The sequence below is a fragment of the Pseudomonas sp. LPH60 genome (genome assembly GCF_030718165.1).
Lineage (GTDB): Bacteria > Pseudomonadota > Gammaproteobacteria > Pseudomonadales > Pseudomonadaceae > Aquipseudomonas > Aquipseudomonas danubii.
The window spans coordinates 581,816-595,942 of the sequence record NZ_JAVAJH010000001.1; the positions used below are offsets into that span (position 1 = coordinate 581,816).

General features: G+C 67.5%; 10 protein-coding genes and 1 pseudogene. 7 read left to right on the forward strand and 4 right to left on the reverse strand.

Annotated elements, in window-relative coordinates:
* Positions 1-203 precede the first annotated feature (203 nt).
* On the reverse strand, positions 204-1,826 hold the full coding sequence (locus tag Q8O96_RS02660; protein WP_207816627.1) for an acyl-CoA synthetase: 1,623 nt from the start codon (positions 1,824-1,826) through the stop codon (positions 204-206).
* 180 nt (positions 1,827-2,006) lie between these two features.
* Here Q8O96_RS02660 and Q8O96_RS02665 point away from each other — a divergent pair, with 180 nt between their 5' ends.
* A complete protein-coding gene (locus Q8O96_RS02665; protein ID WP_305948295.1) occupies positions 2,007-3,896 on the forward strand; it encodes a PAS domain S-box protein in 1,890 nt (629 codons plus the stop codon).
* Entirely contained in the window at positions 3,893-4,528 is a 636-nt protein-coding gene (locus Q8O96_RS02670; protein WP_250330890.1) for a response regulator transcription factor, read from the forward strand. Before Q8O96_RS02665 ends, Q8O96_RS02670 begins: the two co-directional genes overlap by 4 nt.
* Positions 4,529-4,531: 3 nt before the next feature.
* Here the strand turns inward: Q8O96_RS02670 and Q8O96_RS02675 are convergent, their stop codons facing one another.
* Positions 4,532-5,128, reverse strand: a complete 597-nt coding sequence (locus Q8O96_RS02675; RefSeq protein ID WP_102861839.1) for a TetR/AcrR family transcriptional regulator — start codon at positions 5,126-5,128, stop codon at positions 4,532-4,534.
* Complete coding sequence (locus Q8O96_RS02680) at positions 5,121-5,972, reverse strand: 3-hydroxybutyryl-CoA dehydrogenase (protein WP_305948296.1); 852 nt, start codon at positions 5,970-5,972, stop codon at positions 5,121-5,123. Before Q8O96_RS02680 ends, Q8O96_RS02675 begins: the two co-directional genes overlap by 8 nt.
* Before the next feature lie 171 nt (positions 5,973-6,143).
* On the opposite strand from Q8O96_RS02680, the gene Q8O96_RS02685 reads away from it, so the two are divergent.
* Complete coding sequence (locus tag Q8O96_RS02685; protein WP_250330888.1) at positions 6,144-7,157, forward strand: AraC family transcriptional regulator; 1,014 nt, start codon at positions 6,144-6,146, stop codon at positions 7,155-7,157.
* A gap of 470 nt (positions 7,158-7,627) precedes the next feature.
* On the opposite strand, the gene Q8O96_RS02690 is transcribed toward Q8O96_RS02685, so the two are convergent.
* Entirely contained in the window at positions 7,628-9,496 is a 1,869-nt protein-coding gene (locus Q8O96_RS02690; RefSeq protein ID WP_305948297.1) for a sigma-54-dependent Fis family transcriptional regulator, read from the reverse strand.
* A gap of 355 nt (positions 9,497-9,851) precedes the next feature.
* Here Q8O96_RS02690 and Q8O96_RS02695 point away from each other — a divergent pair.
* From Q8O96_RS02695 to Q8O96_RS02710, 4 genes and pseudogenes are all read left to right on the forward strand, one after another.
* A pseudogene (locus Q8O96_RS02695) lies at positions 9,852-10,927 on the forward strand (ATP-NAD kinase family protein).
* A 2-nt stretch (positions 10,928-10,929) separates the two neighbouring features.
* On the forward strand, positions 10,930-11,907 hold the full coding sequence (locus Q8O96_RS02700) for a thiamine pyrophosphate-dependent dehydrogenase E1 component subunit alpha (protein WP_060838476.1): 978 nt from the start codon (positions 10,930-10,932) through the stop codon (positions 11,905-11,907).
* 30 nt (positions 11,908-11,937) lie between these two features.
* Entirely contained in the window at positions 11,938-12,951 is a 1,014-nt protein-coding gene (locus tag Q8O96_RS02705) for an alpha-ketoacid dehydrogenase subunit beta (RefSeq protein ID WP_250330885.1), read from the forward strand.
* On the forward strand, positions 12,951-14,063 hold the full coding sequence (locus Q8O96_RS02710; protein WP_305948299.1) for an acetoin dehydrogenase dihydrolipoyllysine-residue acetyltransferase subunit: 1,113 nt from the start codon (positions 12,951-12,953) through the stop codon (positions 14,061-14,063). The genes Q8O96_RS02705 and Q8O96_RS02710 overlap by 1 nt, the downstream gene beginning before the upstream one ends.
* Positions 14,064-14,127: the final 64 nt, after the last annotated feature.

A 14,127-nucleotide genomic window follows, 5' to 3' on the forward strand; every position in this document is an offset into this window, starting at 1 on the left:
CTCGGGCAAAAGGGGAGGTTGAACGGCCGTGGCCGCATGAATCGAAAATGACCGCACCAACCCATTGTAGGAGCCGACTGACCGGCGAAGGCGTCGCTGCCAGCGCCTTGGCTGGCAAGCCGGCCCCTGTGGGTGTTGGGGCCGTCAGAGCGCTTTGCGCTGGCAAGCCAGCTCCCTCGGGAGCTGGGTCTGGTGCAGTCAGGCTAGAGGTTTTTCGCCAGGTCGCGCAGGACGAACTTCTGGATCTTGCCGGTGGAGGTCTTGGGCAATGTGCTGAAGACCACGGTGCGCGGCACCTTGAAGCCCGCCAGGTGTTCGCGGCAGAAGGTGATGATCTCGGCTTCGCTCACGTCCTGGTGATCGGCCTTGAGGGTGATGAAGGCGCAGGGGGTCTCGCCCCATTTTTCGTCGGGCCGGGCCACCACTGCCGCTTCCAGCACCGCCGGGTGGCGATAGAGCACGCCTTCGAGCTCAATGGTGGAGATGTTCTCGCCGCCGGAAATGATGATGTCCTTGAGCCGGTCGCGAATTTCGATGTAGCCGTCCGGGTGGGTCACCCCCAGGTCGCCGGTGTGGAACCAGCCGCCCTCGAAGGCTTCGGCGGTGGCCGTGGGGTTCTTCAGGTAGCCCTTCATCACGGTATTGCCGCGCATGAAGATCTCACCGATGGTCTGGCCGTCCCGGGGCATGGGTTCGAGGGTTTTCGGATCGGCCACCATCACCCCTTCCAGGGTCGGGTAGCGCACGCCCTGGCGCGACTTGATCTGCGCCCGCTGCTCCAGCGGCAGTTCGTCCCAGGCCGCGTGCCAGGCACACAGGGTCACCGGACCATAGACCTCGGTCAGGCCGTAGACGTGGGTGACCTTGATGCCCATCTCCTCCACGGCGCCGATCACCTTGGCCGGTGGCGCGGCCCCGGCCACCATGGCGTTGACCGGGTGGTCGATGGCCGCCTTGGCCGAATCCGGCATGTTCACCAGGGCATTGAGCACGATGGGCGCGCCGCACAGGTGAGTGACCTGATGCTCGCGGATCAGGTTGAGGATCTTCTGCGGGTCGACCCGGCGCAGGAACACATGCACCCCGGCCAGGGCGGTGACGGTCCAGGGGTAGCACCAGCCGTTGCAGTGGAACATCGGCAGGGTCCACAGGTACACCGGGTGGTTGCCCATGGCCCAGGTCATCTGGTTGCCCAGGGCATTGAGGTAGGCGCCGCGGTGGTGATAGACCACGCCCTTGGGGTTGCCGGTGGTGCCCGAGGTGTAGTTCAGGGCGATGGCCTGCCACTCGTCGTCCGGCCACTGCCAGGCAAACTCCGGATCGCCCTCGGCGAGAAAGGCCTCGTAGTCCAGATCGCTGACCGGCTGGCCTTCGCCGTACTCGGGGTCGTCAAGGTCGATCACCAGGGGCGGGTGGTCGAGCATGGCCACGGCGGCGTGGATCACCTCATGGAACTCGCGGTCGGCGATCAACACCTTGGCTTCGCCGTGGGCCAGCATGAAGGCGATGGCCTCGGCGTCCAGGCGCACGTTGAGGGCATTGAGCACGGCGCCGATCATCGGCACGCCAAAATGCGCTTCGAGCATCGCCGGGATATTCGGCAGCATCACCGCCACGGTGTCGTTCTTGCCGATACCGCGCCCGGCCAGGGCCGAGGCCAGACGCCGGCAGCGGCTGTAGGTCTGGGCCCAGGTGCGGCGGATCGAACCGTGGATCACCGCCGGATAATCGGGGTAAACCGCAGCGGTGCGTTCGATGAAGCTCAAGGGGGAGAGGGCGATATGGTTGACGGCAGACGGCGCGAGGCCTTGCTCGTAGATGGACATGGTTCGGGTACCCGGTGGCTGATTATTAGCTCTATTGGCCGAGGCTTTTTACAGGCGCTCGGTGACTTATCCGGGGTCTTTTATATACTGTTTGTCGATTGATATGGAAGTACTACCTGAGTTGTATAGTAGTTGTACTATATTGAATCTTCGCTGTTGCCACCCACAGGTTGATCGACCATGCCCACCTCCACCCACCTGAGCCGCTGGTTGCAGCTACAGCTCCAAGGCCAGCTGCCGGACTCGCCCTGGCTCGGCCACGACCCGCAGCCGAGCCTGCTGCTGGACGCCCGGGCGCAGCCGCTGGACCTCAACCCGGCATTGCGCCAATGGCTGGACGATGCGGCCACTGGCGATCTCGCGGCCCTGCTGCCGATCAACCACCCGGCCCTGGTACGGGCCTGCCTGGAGCAGCAGCGTGCCATCGAACAGGTGGAAGCCCAGTGGGGCGAACGCATCCTGCTCTGGAGCTTCATTCCCGACCCCCTGCACCAGCGGGTGCTGGCGCGCTGTCAGGAGGCCACCGCCCAGGTCCAGGCCGAGCGCGAGTCGGCCCGGGCCCGGCGCCTGTACCGGCTGATCACCGAAAACACCACCGACCTGATTTCCCGGCACACCCCGGACGGCACCTTCCTCGATGCCTCGCCGGCCTCCTGGACCCTGTTGGGCTACTGGCCCGAACAACTGCGCGGGCTGCTGGCCCGCAGCCTGTTCCACAGTCAGGATCTGGCCGGGCTGATGCAGCGCACCCGGGACGCCCTGGAGCAAGACGGCTACCACACCATGACCTACCGCATCCGCCATCGCGACGGTCATTACCTGTGGTTCGAAACCGCCTGCCGCGGCATCCGCGACACCTACACCGGGACCGTGGTGGAAGTGGTGGCGGTGTCCCGGGACATCACCGCCCGGGTCCAGGCCGAGGAGAACAAGCGGCGCCTGGCCGAAGTGGTAGAGGCCAACCCCGACCCGGTGCTGTTCATCCAGCCCGGCGGCGCGGTGACCTACCTCAACCCGGCCGCGCGGCGCACCCTGGGGCTTGCCGCCGGGCAGGCGATGCCGGAGCTGGCGGCGATCCTCAGCCAGGAAGTGCTGCAGAGCCTGCAACAGGAAGGCTGGAGCTGTGCCGAGCGCAGCGGCCGCTGGAGCGTCGAGACACGCCTGCAACCGCCGGCCGGCGGCGCCTCGGTGCCGGTGTCGCTGATGCTCCTGGCCCACCGCGCGGCCAGTGGCGAGCGCTTCTATTCCCTGGTGGCCCACGACCAGAGCGAGCGCGAACTGCGCGAGGCCCAGCAGCGCCATCACCAGGATGAACTGGCCCACAGCGCGCGGCTGGTGACCCTGGGCGAACTGGCCTCGGGCATCGCCCACGAGATCAACCAGCCGCTGGCCGCAGTGGTCAACTACGCCAACGCCAGCCAACGTTATTTGCAGGCCCTGGACACCCAGCCCGAGGCGGTCCGCAAGGTCGCCCAGGGCCTGGAGCGAATCGCCGAACAGGCGACCCACGCCGCCGAAGTGATCAAGCGCCTGCGGGCCTTCTTGCGCAAAGGCGGGCGCCGGGTGCAGGCCCTGGACATCGCCGAAGTGGCCCGGGAAACCGTGCGCCTGTGTGCCTGGGAAGCCCAGTCCTGTCAGGTGGCGATCGAGCTGCGCCTGGCCGATAATCTGCCGCCGGTGTACGCCGACCGGGTGCTGCTGGAACAGGTGCTGCTGAACCTGCTGCGCAACGCCATCGAAGCCAATCGCGAAGTGCATCCACAGCAAGGCTCGCACATTGTGCTGGGCGCCGAAGCGGCGGCCGAGGGCGGGGTGCGGATCAGCGTCAGCGACCAGGGCCCCGGGGTGTCTGCCGAGCAGTTGCCCCAGCTGTTCACCCCGTTCTACACCAGCAAGGCCAACGGCCTGGGGCTCGGACTGTCCATGAGCCGCAGCATCGTCGAAGGCTTTGGTGGCGACTTGCAGGCTCAGCTCCAGGAGCGTGGCTTGACGATGTGCTGCCACCTGCCGGCCACGGCCCCGGCCGATCCCGATGCAACTTCCCACCCGACAACAGGAGCAAGGCAATGACAAGTGAGGCGCAGCAGCTGGTGTATGTGGTCGACGACGACCCGGGCATGCTCGACTCCACCGTCTGGCTGCTGGAGTCGGTGGGGCTCAAGGCCGTGCCCTTCACCAGCGGCCGGGAGTTTCTCGAACACTGCGACCCCAGCCTCAATGCCTGCGTGCTGCTGGATGTGCGCATGCCCGGCATGGGCGGCCTGAATGTCCAGGAAGAGCTACGCCAGCGCGATATCCACCTGCCGCTGATCTTTGTCAGCGGCCACGCCGACGTGCCCATCGTGGTCCGCGCCTTCAAGGCCGGTGCGGTGGATTTCATCGAGAAGCCCTACAACGAACAGCTGCTGCTGGACAGCGTGCAGCAGGCCCTGAACCGCGCCGACCGTCATCAGCACCAGAGCGCCGGGCAGGCCCGGGTGCAGGCGCTGCTGGAGAGCCTGACGCCGCGGGAGAAGGACGTGCTGCTGCCTCTGGTGCAGGGCTACAGCAACCGCGAGATCGCCGAGCAGTTGGGGGTCAGCGTCAAGACCATCGACCTGTACCGCTCACGGGTGATGAAGCGCATGCAGGCCGAGCACCTGCCGCAACTGGTGGGCATGGCGATTGCCGCCGGCCTGGTGGACCCGCTGCAACTGCGCTGAGGCTCAGGCCACCGCGCTGTGCAGCGGCGCGCCACCCAGCAGGCGCTCGATGGCGCCGCTGAGCAGGTTTTCCAGCAGCGCCTCACGTTCAGGCTCGGCCAATGGCTGCTCGCTGAACCAGCTGGGGGCGCTGTTGAGCAGGTTGGCCAGGGCATGGGCGGCGGCGCGCTGGGCCTGCGGACCTAGGCCGGGCGGGGTGCCCAGCAGTTGCAGCAGCTGTTGCTCGTAACGCTCGCGCAATTGCCCGACCCGCACCTGCTGGTCGGGATTGAGGCAGCCGCTGTCACGTTCCACCAGGCGAAAATGCCGCGGCAATTCCCGGTGCAGCTTCAGGTGGGCGCGAATCAGCGCCGGCAGGCAGTCGCCCTGCAACTTGCGCCGTTGCAGGCGCTTGAGGGTGCTGTGCAGCTCATCGAAGAACTCTTCGATCAGGTCCAGCAGCAGGTGCTGCTTGCTCGGGTAATGGTGGTACAGCGAGCCCGGGGTCAGCCCCAGATGGCTCGCCAGCTCACGCATGCCGACCTGGCCGAAGCCCTTGCTGGCGAACAGCTCCAGGGCCTTGTCGCGGCTTTCGGCAAAGCGTGAGCAGCGCTCAGCCATAGTGATGGAAACCCCGACCGGTCTTGCGCCCCAGGTAACCGGCGGCAACCATTTCCTTGAGCAGCGGCGCGGGGCGGTACTTGCTGTCGTTGAAGCCGTCGTAGAAGGCTTCGAGGATCGCCAGCAGGGTGTCCAGGCCGATCAGGTCGGCCAGGGCCAGCGGGCCGATCGGCTGGTTGCAGCCCAGGCGCATGCCGGCGTCGATGTCCTCGGCGCTGGCCAGGCCTTCCTGGAACACCAGGATCGCCTCGTTGATCATCGGCACCAGGATGCGGTTGACCACAAAACCCGGGCGGTTGCCGGCGGTGATCGCGGTCTTGCCCAGGCGCTCGGCCATGCCCATGGCCAGGGCGTGGGTCGCGTCGCTGGTCTGCAGGCCGCGGATCACCTCGATCAGGCCCATCACCGGCACTGGGTTGAAAAAATGCAGGCCGATGAAGCGCTCCGGCGCGCTGACGCTGGCGGCCAGCTGGGTGATCGACAGCGACGAGGTGTTGGAGGCGATCACGCACTCGGCGCTGACCTGGGCGGCGATCTGCTGCAGCACCTTGAGCTTGAGGTCGAGGTTCTCGGTGGCGGCTTCGATCACCAGCTGCGCGTCCTTGAGCGCACGGTAGTCGGTGCTGATGCGGATCCGACCCAGGGCGGCGAGCTTGTCGCCTTCGCTCAGGGTGCCCTTGCTCACCTGCCGGTCGAGGTTCTTGCCGATGGTGGCCAGGGCCTTTTCCAGGGCGCCCTGGGCGATGTCCAGCAGGGTCACGTCGAAGCCCGCCTGGGCGCAGACCTGGGCAATGCCGTTGCCCATGGTGCCGGCGCCGATCACCCCGATATTCGCAAGATTCATCTTCAGCTCTTCCTTTGTTCATGGCCTTCGCGGAGCATGGCGCGGTTGCCTTGCCCAGCGCGTTATCCAGCGCGAGTCTAGAGCCGCACACGGTGGCCGGCCTATGCCGAAAGCGGTCAAGGGTGCTGGCGTTTTTTGCCATAGGTCCTGCTACGGGAGCACAGCCTCTACATGCGTGAAACGGATTCGGTCGCGGTCTACTTTGTCCGGGTGATGACCCACGCCCTGCGTGAGCAGCCGCAGCGGCTGGCGGCGGTACTGAGGGAGGCCGGCATCGACCCGGCGCTGCTCGACCAGCCCCGGGCGCGGGTGCCCGGCAGCGCCTTTGCCGCCCTGTGGCTGATCCAGATCCGCGAATTGCAGGACGAATTCTTCCAGCTCGACTCCCGGGGCATGCCGCCGGGGGCCTTTGCCCTGATCTGCCGCGGACTGATCCAGGAACCCAACCTGGAGAAGGCCCTGCGCCAGTGCCTGAACAACTTTGGCCTGTTTTTACGGGACGTCGGCGCCCACCTCAGCGTGCGCGGCAAGCGCGCGGTGATCAGCGTTGAAAGCCACTGCGCCGACCCGCTGCGCGGCCACTACGCCGAAGAAACCCTGCTGGTGCTGATCATCAGCCTGCTGTGCTGGCTGGGTGGGCGGCGGATCCCCATCGACCGCGCCGACTTTCGCCATTCCCGCCTGAGCCTCAGCGACGATGCGCTGCTGTGGGGCAGCAACCTGAGCTGGAATGCCGGGCGCACCGAGATCGAATTCGCCAGCCGCTTTCTGCGCCTGCCGGTGGTCCAGGACCTGGCCTCGCTCAAGGTCTTCCTGCGCAGCGCCCCGCAATGGCTGGTGATCCGTTTTCGCAACCAGCACGGCCTGACCCGCCAGGTGCACCAACGCCTGCGGGGCAGCCACTACAGCCAGTGGCCGACCCTGGAAGCCTTTGCCCGCGAAGTGCAGATGAGCGCCAGCACCCTGCGCCGGCGCCTGGAGCGCGAGGGCGGCTCGTACCAGGAGATCAAGGACGAAGTGCGCCGCGGCGTCGCCGTCGAACTGCTGCGCCGCACCAGCGTCAGCATCAGCGAGATTGCCGAACTCACCGGTTTCCAAGAGCCCAGCGCCTTCCACCGCGCGTTCAAGAAATGGACCGGCGAAAGCCCCGGGCGCTACCGCGCCCGCCTCAACCCCACCCTGTAGCCGCTGCCGCAGGCTGCGCACGGCTCCGCAGGAGACGCGGGGATTTTGAAGGCGCTGAAGATTCGGCGGGAGACCGCCAAGCAAGGCCCTGCGGGCCTTTGCGCAGCTTCGCAGGCTCAGCAGCGGCTACACAGACCGCAGGGATCGCAGGGCCGCTTCCTGTAGCCGCTGCCGCAGGCTGCGAACGGCTCCGCAGGAGACGCGGGGGACTTCTCAGACGCTGAAGATTCGACTGGAGATCGCCAGGCAAGGCCCTGCGGGCCTTTGCGCAGCTTCGCCAAGGCTCAGCAGCGGCTACACAGACCGCAGGGGGGGCGCAGGGGCGGTTCTTGTAGCCGCTGCCGCAGGCTCCGCAGGAGACGCGGGGATTTTGAAGGCGCTGAAGATTCGACTGGAGACCGCCAAGCAAGGCCCTGCGGGCCTTTGCGCAGCTTCGCGGGCTCAGCAGCGGCTACAGGTTTTCATTGGGGTTAGACCGGGCTGCGGCCGGGCATCTGGATGCCGTGCTGTTGCACGCGGCGGTACAGGGTGGCGCGGGAAATGCCCAGGGCCTTGGCCGCCGCGACGGGTTTCCAGCGGTGGCGCACCAGGGCATCCAGCAGGGCCTGGCGTTCGGGGCTGGTGGCGCTTTCCTGGGCGGGCAGGGCGCCTTCGGCTGCTGTGCCGCGCAGTTGTTCGGGCAAGTCATGCAGTTGGATCAGCGGCCCTTCGCACACGGCGCAGGCGTAGCGCAGCACGTGGCGCAGTTGCCGCACGTTGCCCGGCCAGCGGTAGCCCAGCAGGCACTCCAACGCGGCATTGCCCAGTTGCACCGGCGCGCCGCAGCGCTTGGATTCTTCTTCGACAATCTGGGTGATCAGTGCCAGCCGGTCGCTGCGTTCGCGCAGCGGCGGCAGTTGAAAGCGCGCGCCACCGAGGCGGAAATACAGGTCCTCGCGAAAGCTGCCCTCGGCCACCAGGGCGTCCAGGTCGCGGTGGGTGGCGCAGATCACCTGGATGTCCACCGCCTTGCGTTGCGCGGCCCCCAGGGGCGCCACTTCACCCTCGGCCAGCACCCGCAGCAGGCGGGTCTGCAAGGCCAGGGGCATGTCGCCAATCTCATCGAGGAACAGGGTGCCGCCATCGGCCTGTTGCAGCAGGCCCTGCATGCCCTTGCTCGACGCACCGGTAAAGGCCCCGGCGACATAGCCGAACAGCTCGCTCTCGATCAGGTTCTCGGGAATCGCCGCGCAGTTCACCGCGACAAAGGGCCGGTCCCGACGCTGGCTGGCCTGGTGCAACTGGCGGGCGAAGACTTCCTTGCCGGAGCCGGTCTCGCCCTGGATCAGCACCGGCAGATGCCGGTCCTTGACCCGCACCGCCAGGCGCAGGCTCTGTTCCACTCGCGGGTCCAGCGGCTCGCCGGCCAGGCTCAGGCGCGGGCGGCTCTGGGGCCGGCGCGGCGCCTGCAAGCGGCCGTGCAGCTCGGCGGACAGCGGGCACAGGGCCTCGTCCCGGGCGCGTTGCAACAGTTGCGGGTCGAACACCTGGGTGATGTGCTGCGGCAAGCGGCCATAGCGGCGCAGCAGGTAATGGCGCGCCGCCGGGTTCAGTGCCCGCAGGCAGCCGTCGTCGTCCCAGGCCAGCAGGTAGTCCGGCTGGCTGTCGACATAACCCGGGCTGGCATGGGCCCGCAGCACCCAGTAGCCCTGGGCGCTGTTCATGAAGAACGCCTGTTCGATCTCCCGCGCGCTCTGCACCACCATCTGCCGGATCAGGTGCTGGGAACGGCGGTCATCCGGGGAGCGCACCGCCGACACGTCCAGCACCCCCAGCAGCTCGCCCTGGGGATCGAACACCGGGGCGGCGGAGCAGGTCAGGCCGATGAAGGCGGCACGAAAATGATCGCGCTTGTGCACGGTGATCGGCGTGCGCGCGGTGAGCACCGCGGCCACGCCGCAGGTGCCTTCTTCACCCTCCGACCAGCAGGTGCCCAGGTACAGCCCGGCCTTGCGGCAGTCGTTGCGCAGGGTGGATTCCACCCGGTAGTCGATGGTCTGGCCCTGGGCGTCGGTGAGCAGCACGCAGTAGTCGGCGTCGCGCACCCGGCCATGCAGGCGCGCCACTTCTTCGCTGGCGATGCGCAGGAACAGCTCGGAGCGCTCGCGGCATTCCTTGAGCACGTTTTCCGAGAGGATGCGCGGCCCCTGCAGCGAACCGGGGTCCAGCTGGTGCTGCTCCATGGAGCGCCGCCAGGAGTCGAGGATCAGGCTCGGCACCGGCGCCTGGGGCAGGTGCGCGGCGTTTTTCAGGACCCGGCTGACGCAGTCCACATGGGCTTTGGAATGTGCGGAAAGCATGAAGGCCTCCGGTTGCAGCTTCTTATCGTTGTCGGCGCATTAAGCGCCGATCCGCCGCCCTGGACAAGCACCGAACGCCGCCGGGACGGCAGTGAGACGCAACGTCTCAAGGTCTCGCCCAGGCCCCGTGCAGCCTGACATGCGACGTCTCACGGGCGGCTGGCTTCAACGCGTCGCAGCAAGCCTGTCAGCCGCTCTGGAACGGCCTTTTTCAGAGATTTTCCGACAACTGGCACCGGCCTTGCTCTGGCCCTTGGCAACCAGTCCCCGGCAACCCGCGTCGACTGGCCCATCGAAGAATAAGAACGAGGTGCCCGATGTTTTCTCCTGCCTGTGCTCCGCCCGCGGTGAGCTCATGAACCGCCGCCCCCTGACCGTCGGCATCATCGCCAACCCGGCCTCGGGCCGTGATGTGCGCCGCCTCACCGCCAACGCCGGGCTGTTCTCCAGCACCGACAAGGTCTCGGTAATCCAGCGTCTGCTGGCGGCCTTTGGCGCCACCGGCATCGAGCAGGTGCTGATGCCCACCGACATGACCGGCATCGCCGCCGCGGTGCAGAAGAACAGCCGCAGCCGCCAGGCCCGGGAGCAGCACTGGCCGGTCCTGGAGTTCCTCGACCTGACCCTGCGCCAGAGCGTCGAGGACACCCGCCAGGCCGCGCGCTGGATGGCCGAGCGCGGGGTGGCGCTGATCGCCGTGCTTGGCGGCGACGGCACCCACAAGGCGGTGGCCGCCGAGGTTGGCGACATCCCGCTGCTGACCCTGTCCACCGGCACCAACAACGCCTTTCCGGAACTGCGCGAAGCCACCAGCGCCGGGCTGGCCGGCGGGCTCTACGCCAGCGGCCGGGTGCCGGCCGACATCGCCCTGCGGCGCAACAAGCGCCTGCTGGTGCGCGAGCCGGCCCGGGGCCTGTGCGAAGTGGCCCTGGTGGACGTGGCGGTGTCGCCCCTGGCCTTCGTCGGCGCCCGGGCCATCAGCCGTGGCAGCGACCTGGCGCAGGTCTTCGTGACCTTCGCCGAACCCCAGTCCATCGGCATTTCCGCGCTCTGCGGGCTGTGGTTGCCGGTGACCCGCCAGGACCCCCACGGCGCCTGGATGCGCCTGGACCCGCAATCCCCCGAGGCGCTGCTGGTGCCCCTGGCCCCCGGCCTGCTGCAGGGCTGCGGCGTGCTGGAGGCCGGCTACCTGCAACCCAATGAGCCCCAGCCGCTGTGCCTGAGCGCCGGCACCCTGGCCCTGGATGGCGAGCGCGAGATCGAATTCAACCCCCACGACCGGCCCACGGTCACCCTGGATGCCGGCGGCCCGCTGAGCATCGACGTCAACGCGGCCCTGGCCCACGCGGCGCGCCAGCGCCTGCTGGCCATCGACCGCCATCACCGGCAACACCCCGTGAACCTTCAGTCCGAAGACACCCTGGAGAATAAAAATGTCGACACCCCTGACCACTGATCAGTTGCTCCACGCCTACCGGGTGATGCGCACCATCCGCGCATTCGAAGAACGCCTGCACGTGGAATTCGCCACCGGCGAGATCCCCGGTTTCGTCCACCTCTACGCCGGGGAAGAAGCCTCCGCCGCCGGGGTCATGGCCCACCTGCGCGACGACGACTGCATCGCCTCCAACCACCGCGGCCACGGCCATTGCATCGCCAAGGGCGTGGACGTCTACGGGATGATGGCGGAGATCTACGGCAAGAAGACCGGGGTCTGCCAGGGCAAGGGCGGCTCCATGCACATCGCCGATTTCGAGAAGGGCATGCTCGGCGCCAACGGCATCGTCGGCGCCGGGGCGCCGCTGGTGGTGGGCGCGGCCCTGGCCGCCCGGCTGCAAGGCACCGACGGCGTGTCGGTGGTGTTCTTCGGCGACGGCGGCTCCAACGAAGGCGCGGTGTTCGAGGCCATGAACATGGCTTCGGTGTGGAACCTGCCGTGCCTGTTCATCGCCGAGAACAACGGCTACGCCGAGGCCACGGCCTCCAACTGGTCGGTGGCGTGCGACCACATCGCCGACCGCGCCGCCGGCTTCGGCATGCCCGGGGTGACGGTGGACGGTTTTGACTTCTTCGCCGTGCACGAAGCCGCCGGCGCCGCCGTGGAACGGGCCCGGGCCGGGGAGGGGCCGTCGCTGATCGAGGTCAAGCTGACCCGCTACTACGGCCACTTCGAGGGCGACGCCCAGACCTACCGCGCCCCCGACGAGGTCAAGCATTACCGCGAGCACAACGACTGCCTGATGCAGTTCCGCGAGCGCACCACCCGTTCGGGCCTGGTGCAGGCCAGCCAGCTGGACCAGATCGATGCCGACGTGGACGCGCTGATCGAAGACGCGGTGCGCAAGGCCAAGTCCGATCCCAAGCCGAGCCCCGCCGATCTGCTGAGCGATGTGTACGTCGCTTACCCATAACGCCCCACAGAACAACAAGAGACCACCATCATGGCGAGAAAAATCAGTTACCAGCAGGCCATCAACGAAGCCCTGGCCCAGGAAATGCGGCGCGACCCCAGCGTGTTCATCATGGGTGAAGACGTGGCGGGCGGCGCCGGCGCCCCCGGCGACAACGACGCCTGGGGCGGTGTGCTCGGGGTGACCAAAGGCCTCTACCATCAATTCCCCGGACGGGTGCTGGACACCCCGCTGTCGGAGATCGGCTACGTCGGCGCCGCAGTGGGGGCTGCCACCCGTGGGGTGCGCCCGGTGTGCGAGTTGATGTTCGTCGACTTCGCCGGCTGCTGCCTGGACCAGATCCTCAACCAGGCGGCGAAGTTTCGCTACATGTTCGGCGGCAAGGCCCAGACCCCGCTGGTGATCCGCACCATGGTCGGCGCTGGCCTGCGCGCCGCGGCCCAGCACTCGCAGATGCTCACCTCGCTGTGGACCCACATCCCCGGGCTGAAAGTGGTCTGCCCGTCGTCGCCCTACGACGCCAAGGGCCTGTTGATCCAGGCGATCCGCGACAACGACCCGGTGATCTTCTGCGAGCACAAGCTGCTCTACAGCCTGCAGGGCGACGTGCCGGAAGAGTCCTACGCGATTCCCTTCGGCGAGGCCAACTTCCTGCGCGATGGCAAGGACGTGACCCTGGTGTCCTACGGGCGCACGGTGAACACCGCCCTGGACGCGGCGCGCAGCCTGGCCGGGCGCGGCATCGATTGCGAGGTGATCGACCTGCGCACCACCAGCCCGCTGGACGAAGACAGCATCCTGGAAAGCGTGGAGAAGACCGGGCGCCTGGTGGTGATCGACGAAGCCAACCCGCGCTGCTCCATGGCCACCGACATCTCGGCGCTGGTGGCGCAGAAAGCCTTCGCGTCGCTGAAGGCACCGATCGAAATGGTCACCGCGCCCCACACCCCAGTGCCGTTCTCCGACGCCCTGGAAGACCTGTACATCCCCGACGCGGCGAAGATCGAACAAGCCGTGCTCACTGTGATCGAGTGGAGCCGCTGATGAGCCAGATCCATACCCTGACCATGCCCAAGTGGGGCCTGTCGATGACCGAGGGCCGGGTCGATGCCTGGCTCAAGGAAGAAGGCCAGAGCATCAGCAAGGGCGATGAAGTGCTGGACGTGGAGACCGACAAGATATCCAGCAGCGTCGAGGCGCCGTTCTCCGGTGTCCTGCGCCGGCAGATCGCCCGCCAGGACGAGACCCTGGCGGTGGGCGCGCTGCTGGGCATCGTGGTCGAAGGCGAAGCCAGCGACGCCGAGATCGACGCGGTGATCGCGCAGTTCCAGGCCAGCTTCGTGCCCGGCGACAGCGCCGACGAAGACAGCGGCCCGGCGCCGCAGAAGGTCGAACTGGGCGGCCGCCTGATCCGCTATTTCGAGCGCGGTGAAGGCGGTACGCCGCTGCTGCTGGTGCACGGCTTTGGCGGCGACCTCAACAACTGGCTGTTCAACCACGAAGCCCTGGCTGCCGGGCGCCGGGTGATTGCCCTTGACCTGCCGGGCCACGGCGAATCGGCCAAGGCCCTGCAACGGGGCGACCTGGATGAGTTGAGCGAGGTGCTGCTGGCATTGCTGGATCACCTGGAGATTCCCGTGGCCCATCTGGTGGGCCACTCCATGGGCGGCGCGGTGTCCCTCAACACCGCGCGGCTGGCGCCGGACCGCGTGCGCACCCTGACCCTGATCGGCAGCGCCGGGCTGGGCGCTGAGATCAACGGCGACTACCTGCAAGGCTTTGTCGAGGCCAGCAACCGCAACGCGCTGAAGCCGCAGTTGGTGCAGCTGTTCTCCAACGCCGAACTGGTGAACCGGCAGATGCTCGACGACATGCTCAAGTACAAGCGCCTGGAAGGGGTGCAAGCGGCCCTCGGGCAGTTGGCCGACACGCTGTTCGCCGCCGGCCGCCAGCAGGCCGACCTGCGCCCGGTGGTGCAGGACGGCGCGCAGCCGGTGCTGGTGATCTGGGGCAGCGACGACCGGATCATTCCAGCGAGCCACAGCGCCGATCTCAAGGCGCAGATCGAGGTGCTGCCGGGGCAGGGGCACATGCTGCAGATGGAAGCGGCGGAGCAGGTCAACCGCCTGATCCTCGACTTCATTCGCCAGCACTGAGGTGTGCTGCGGCGGCCATGGGGCCGTCGCAGCTCTACAAGAATATGGAGAAGCCAAGATGAGT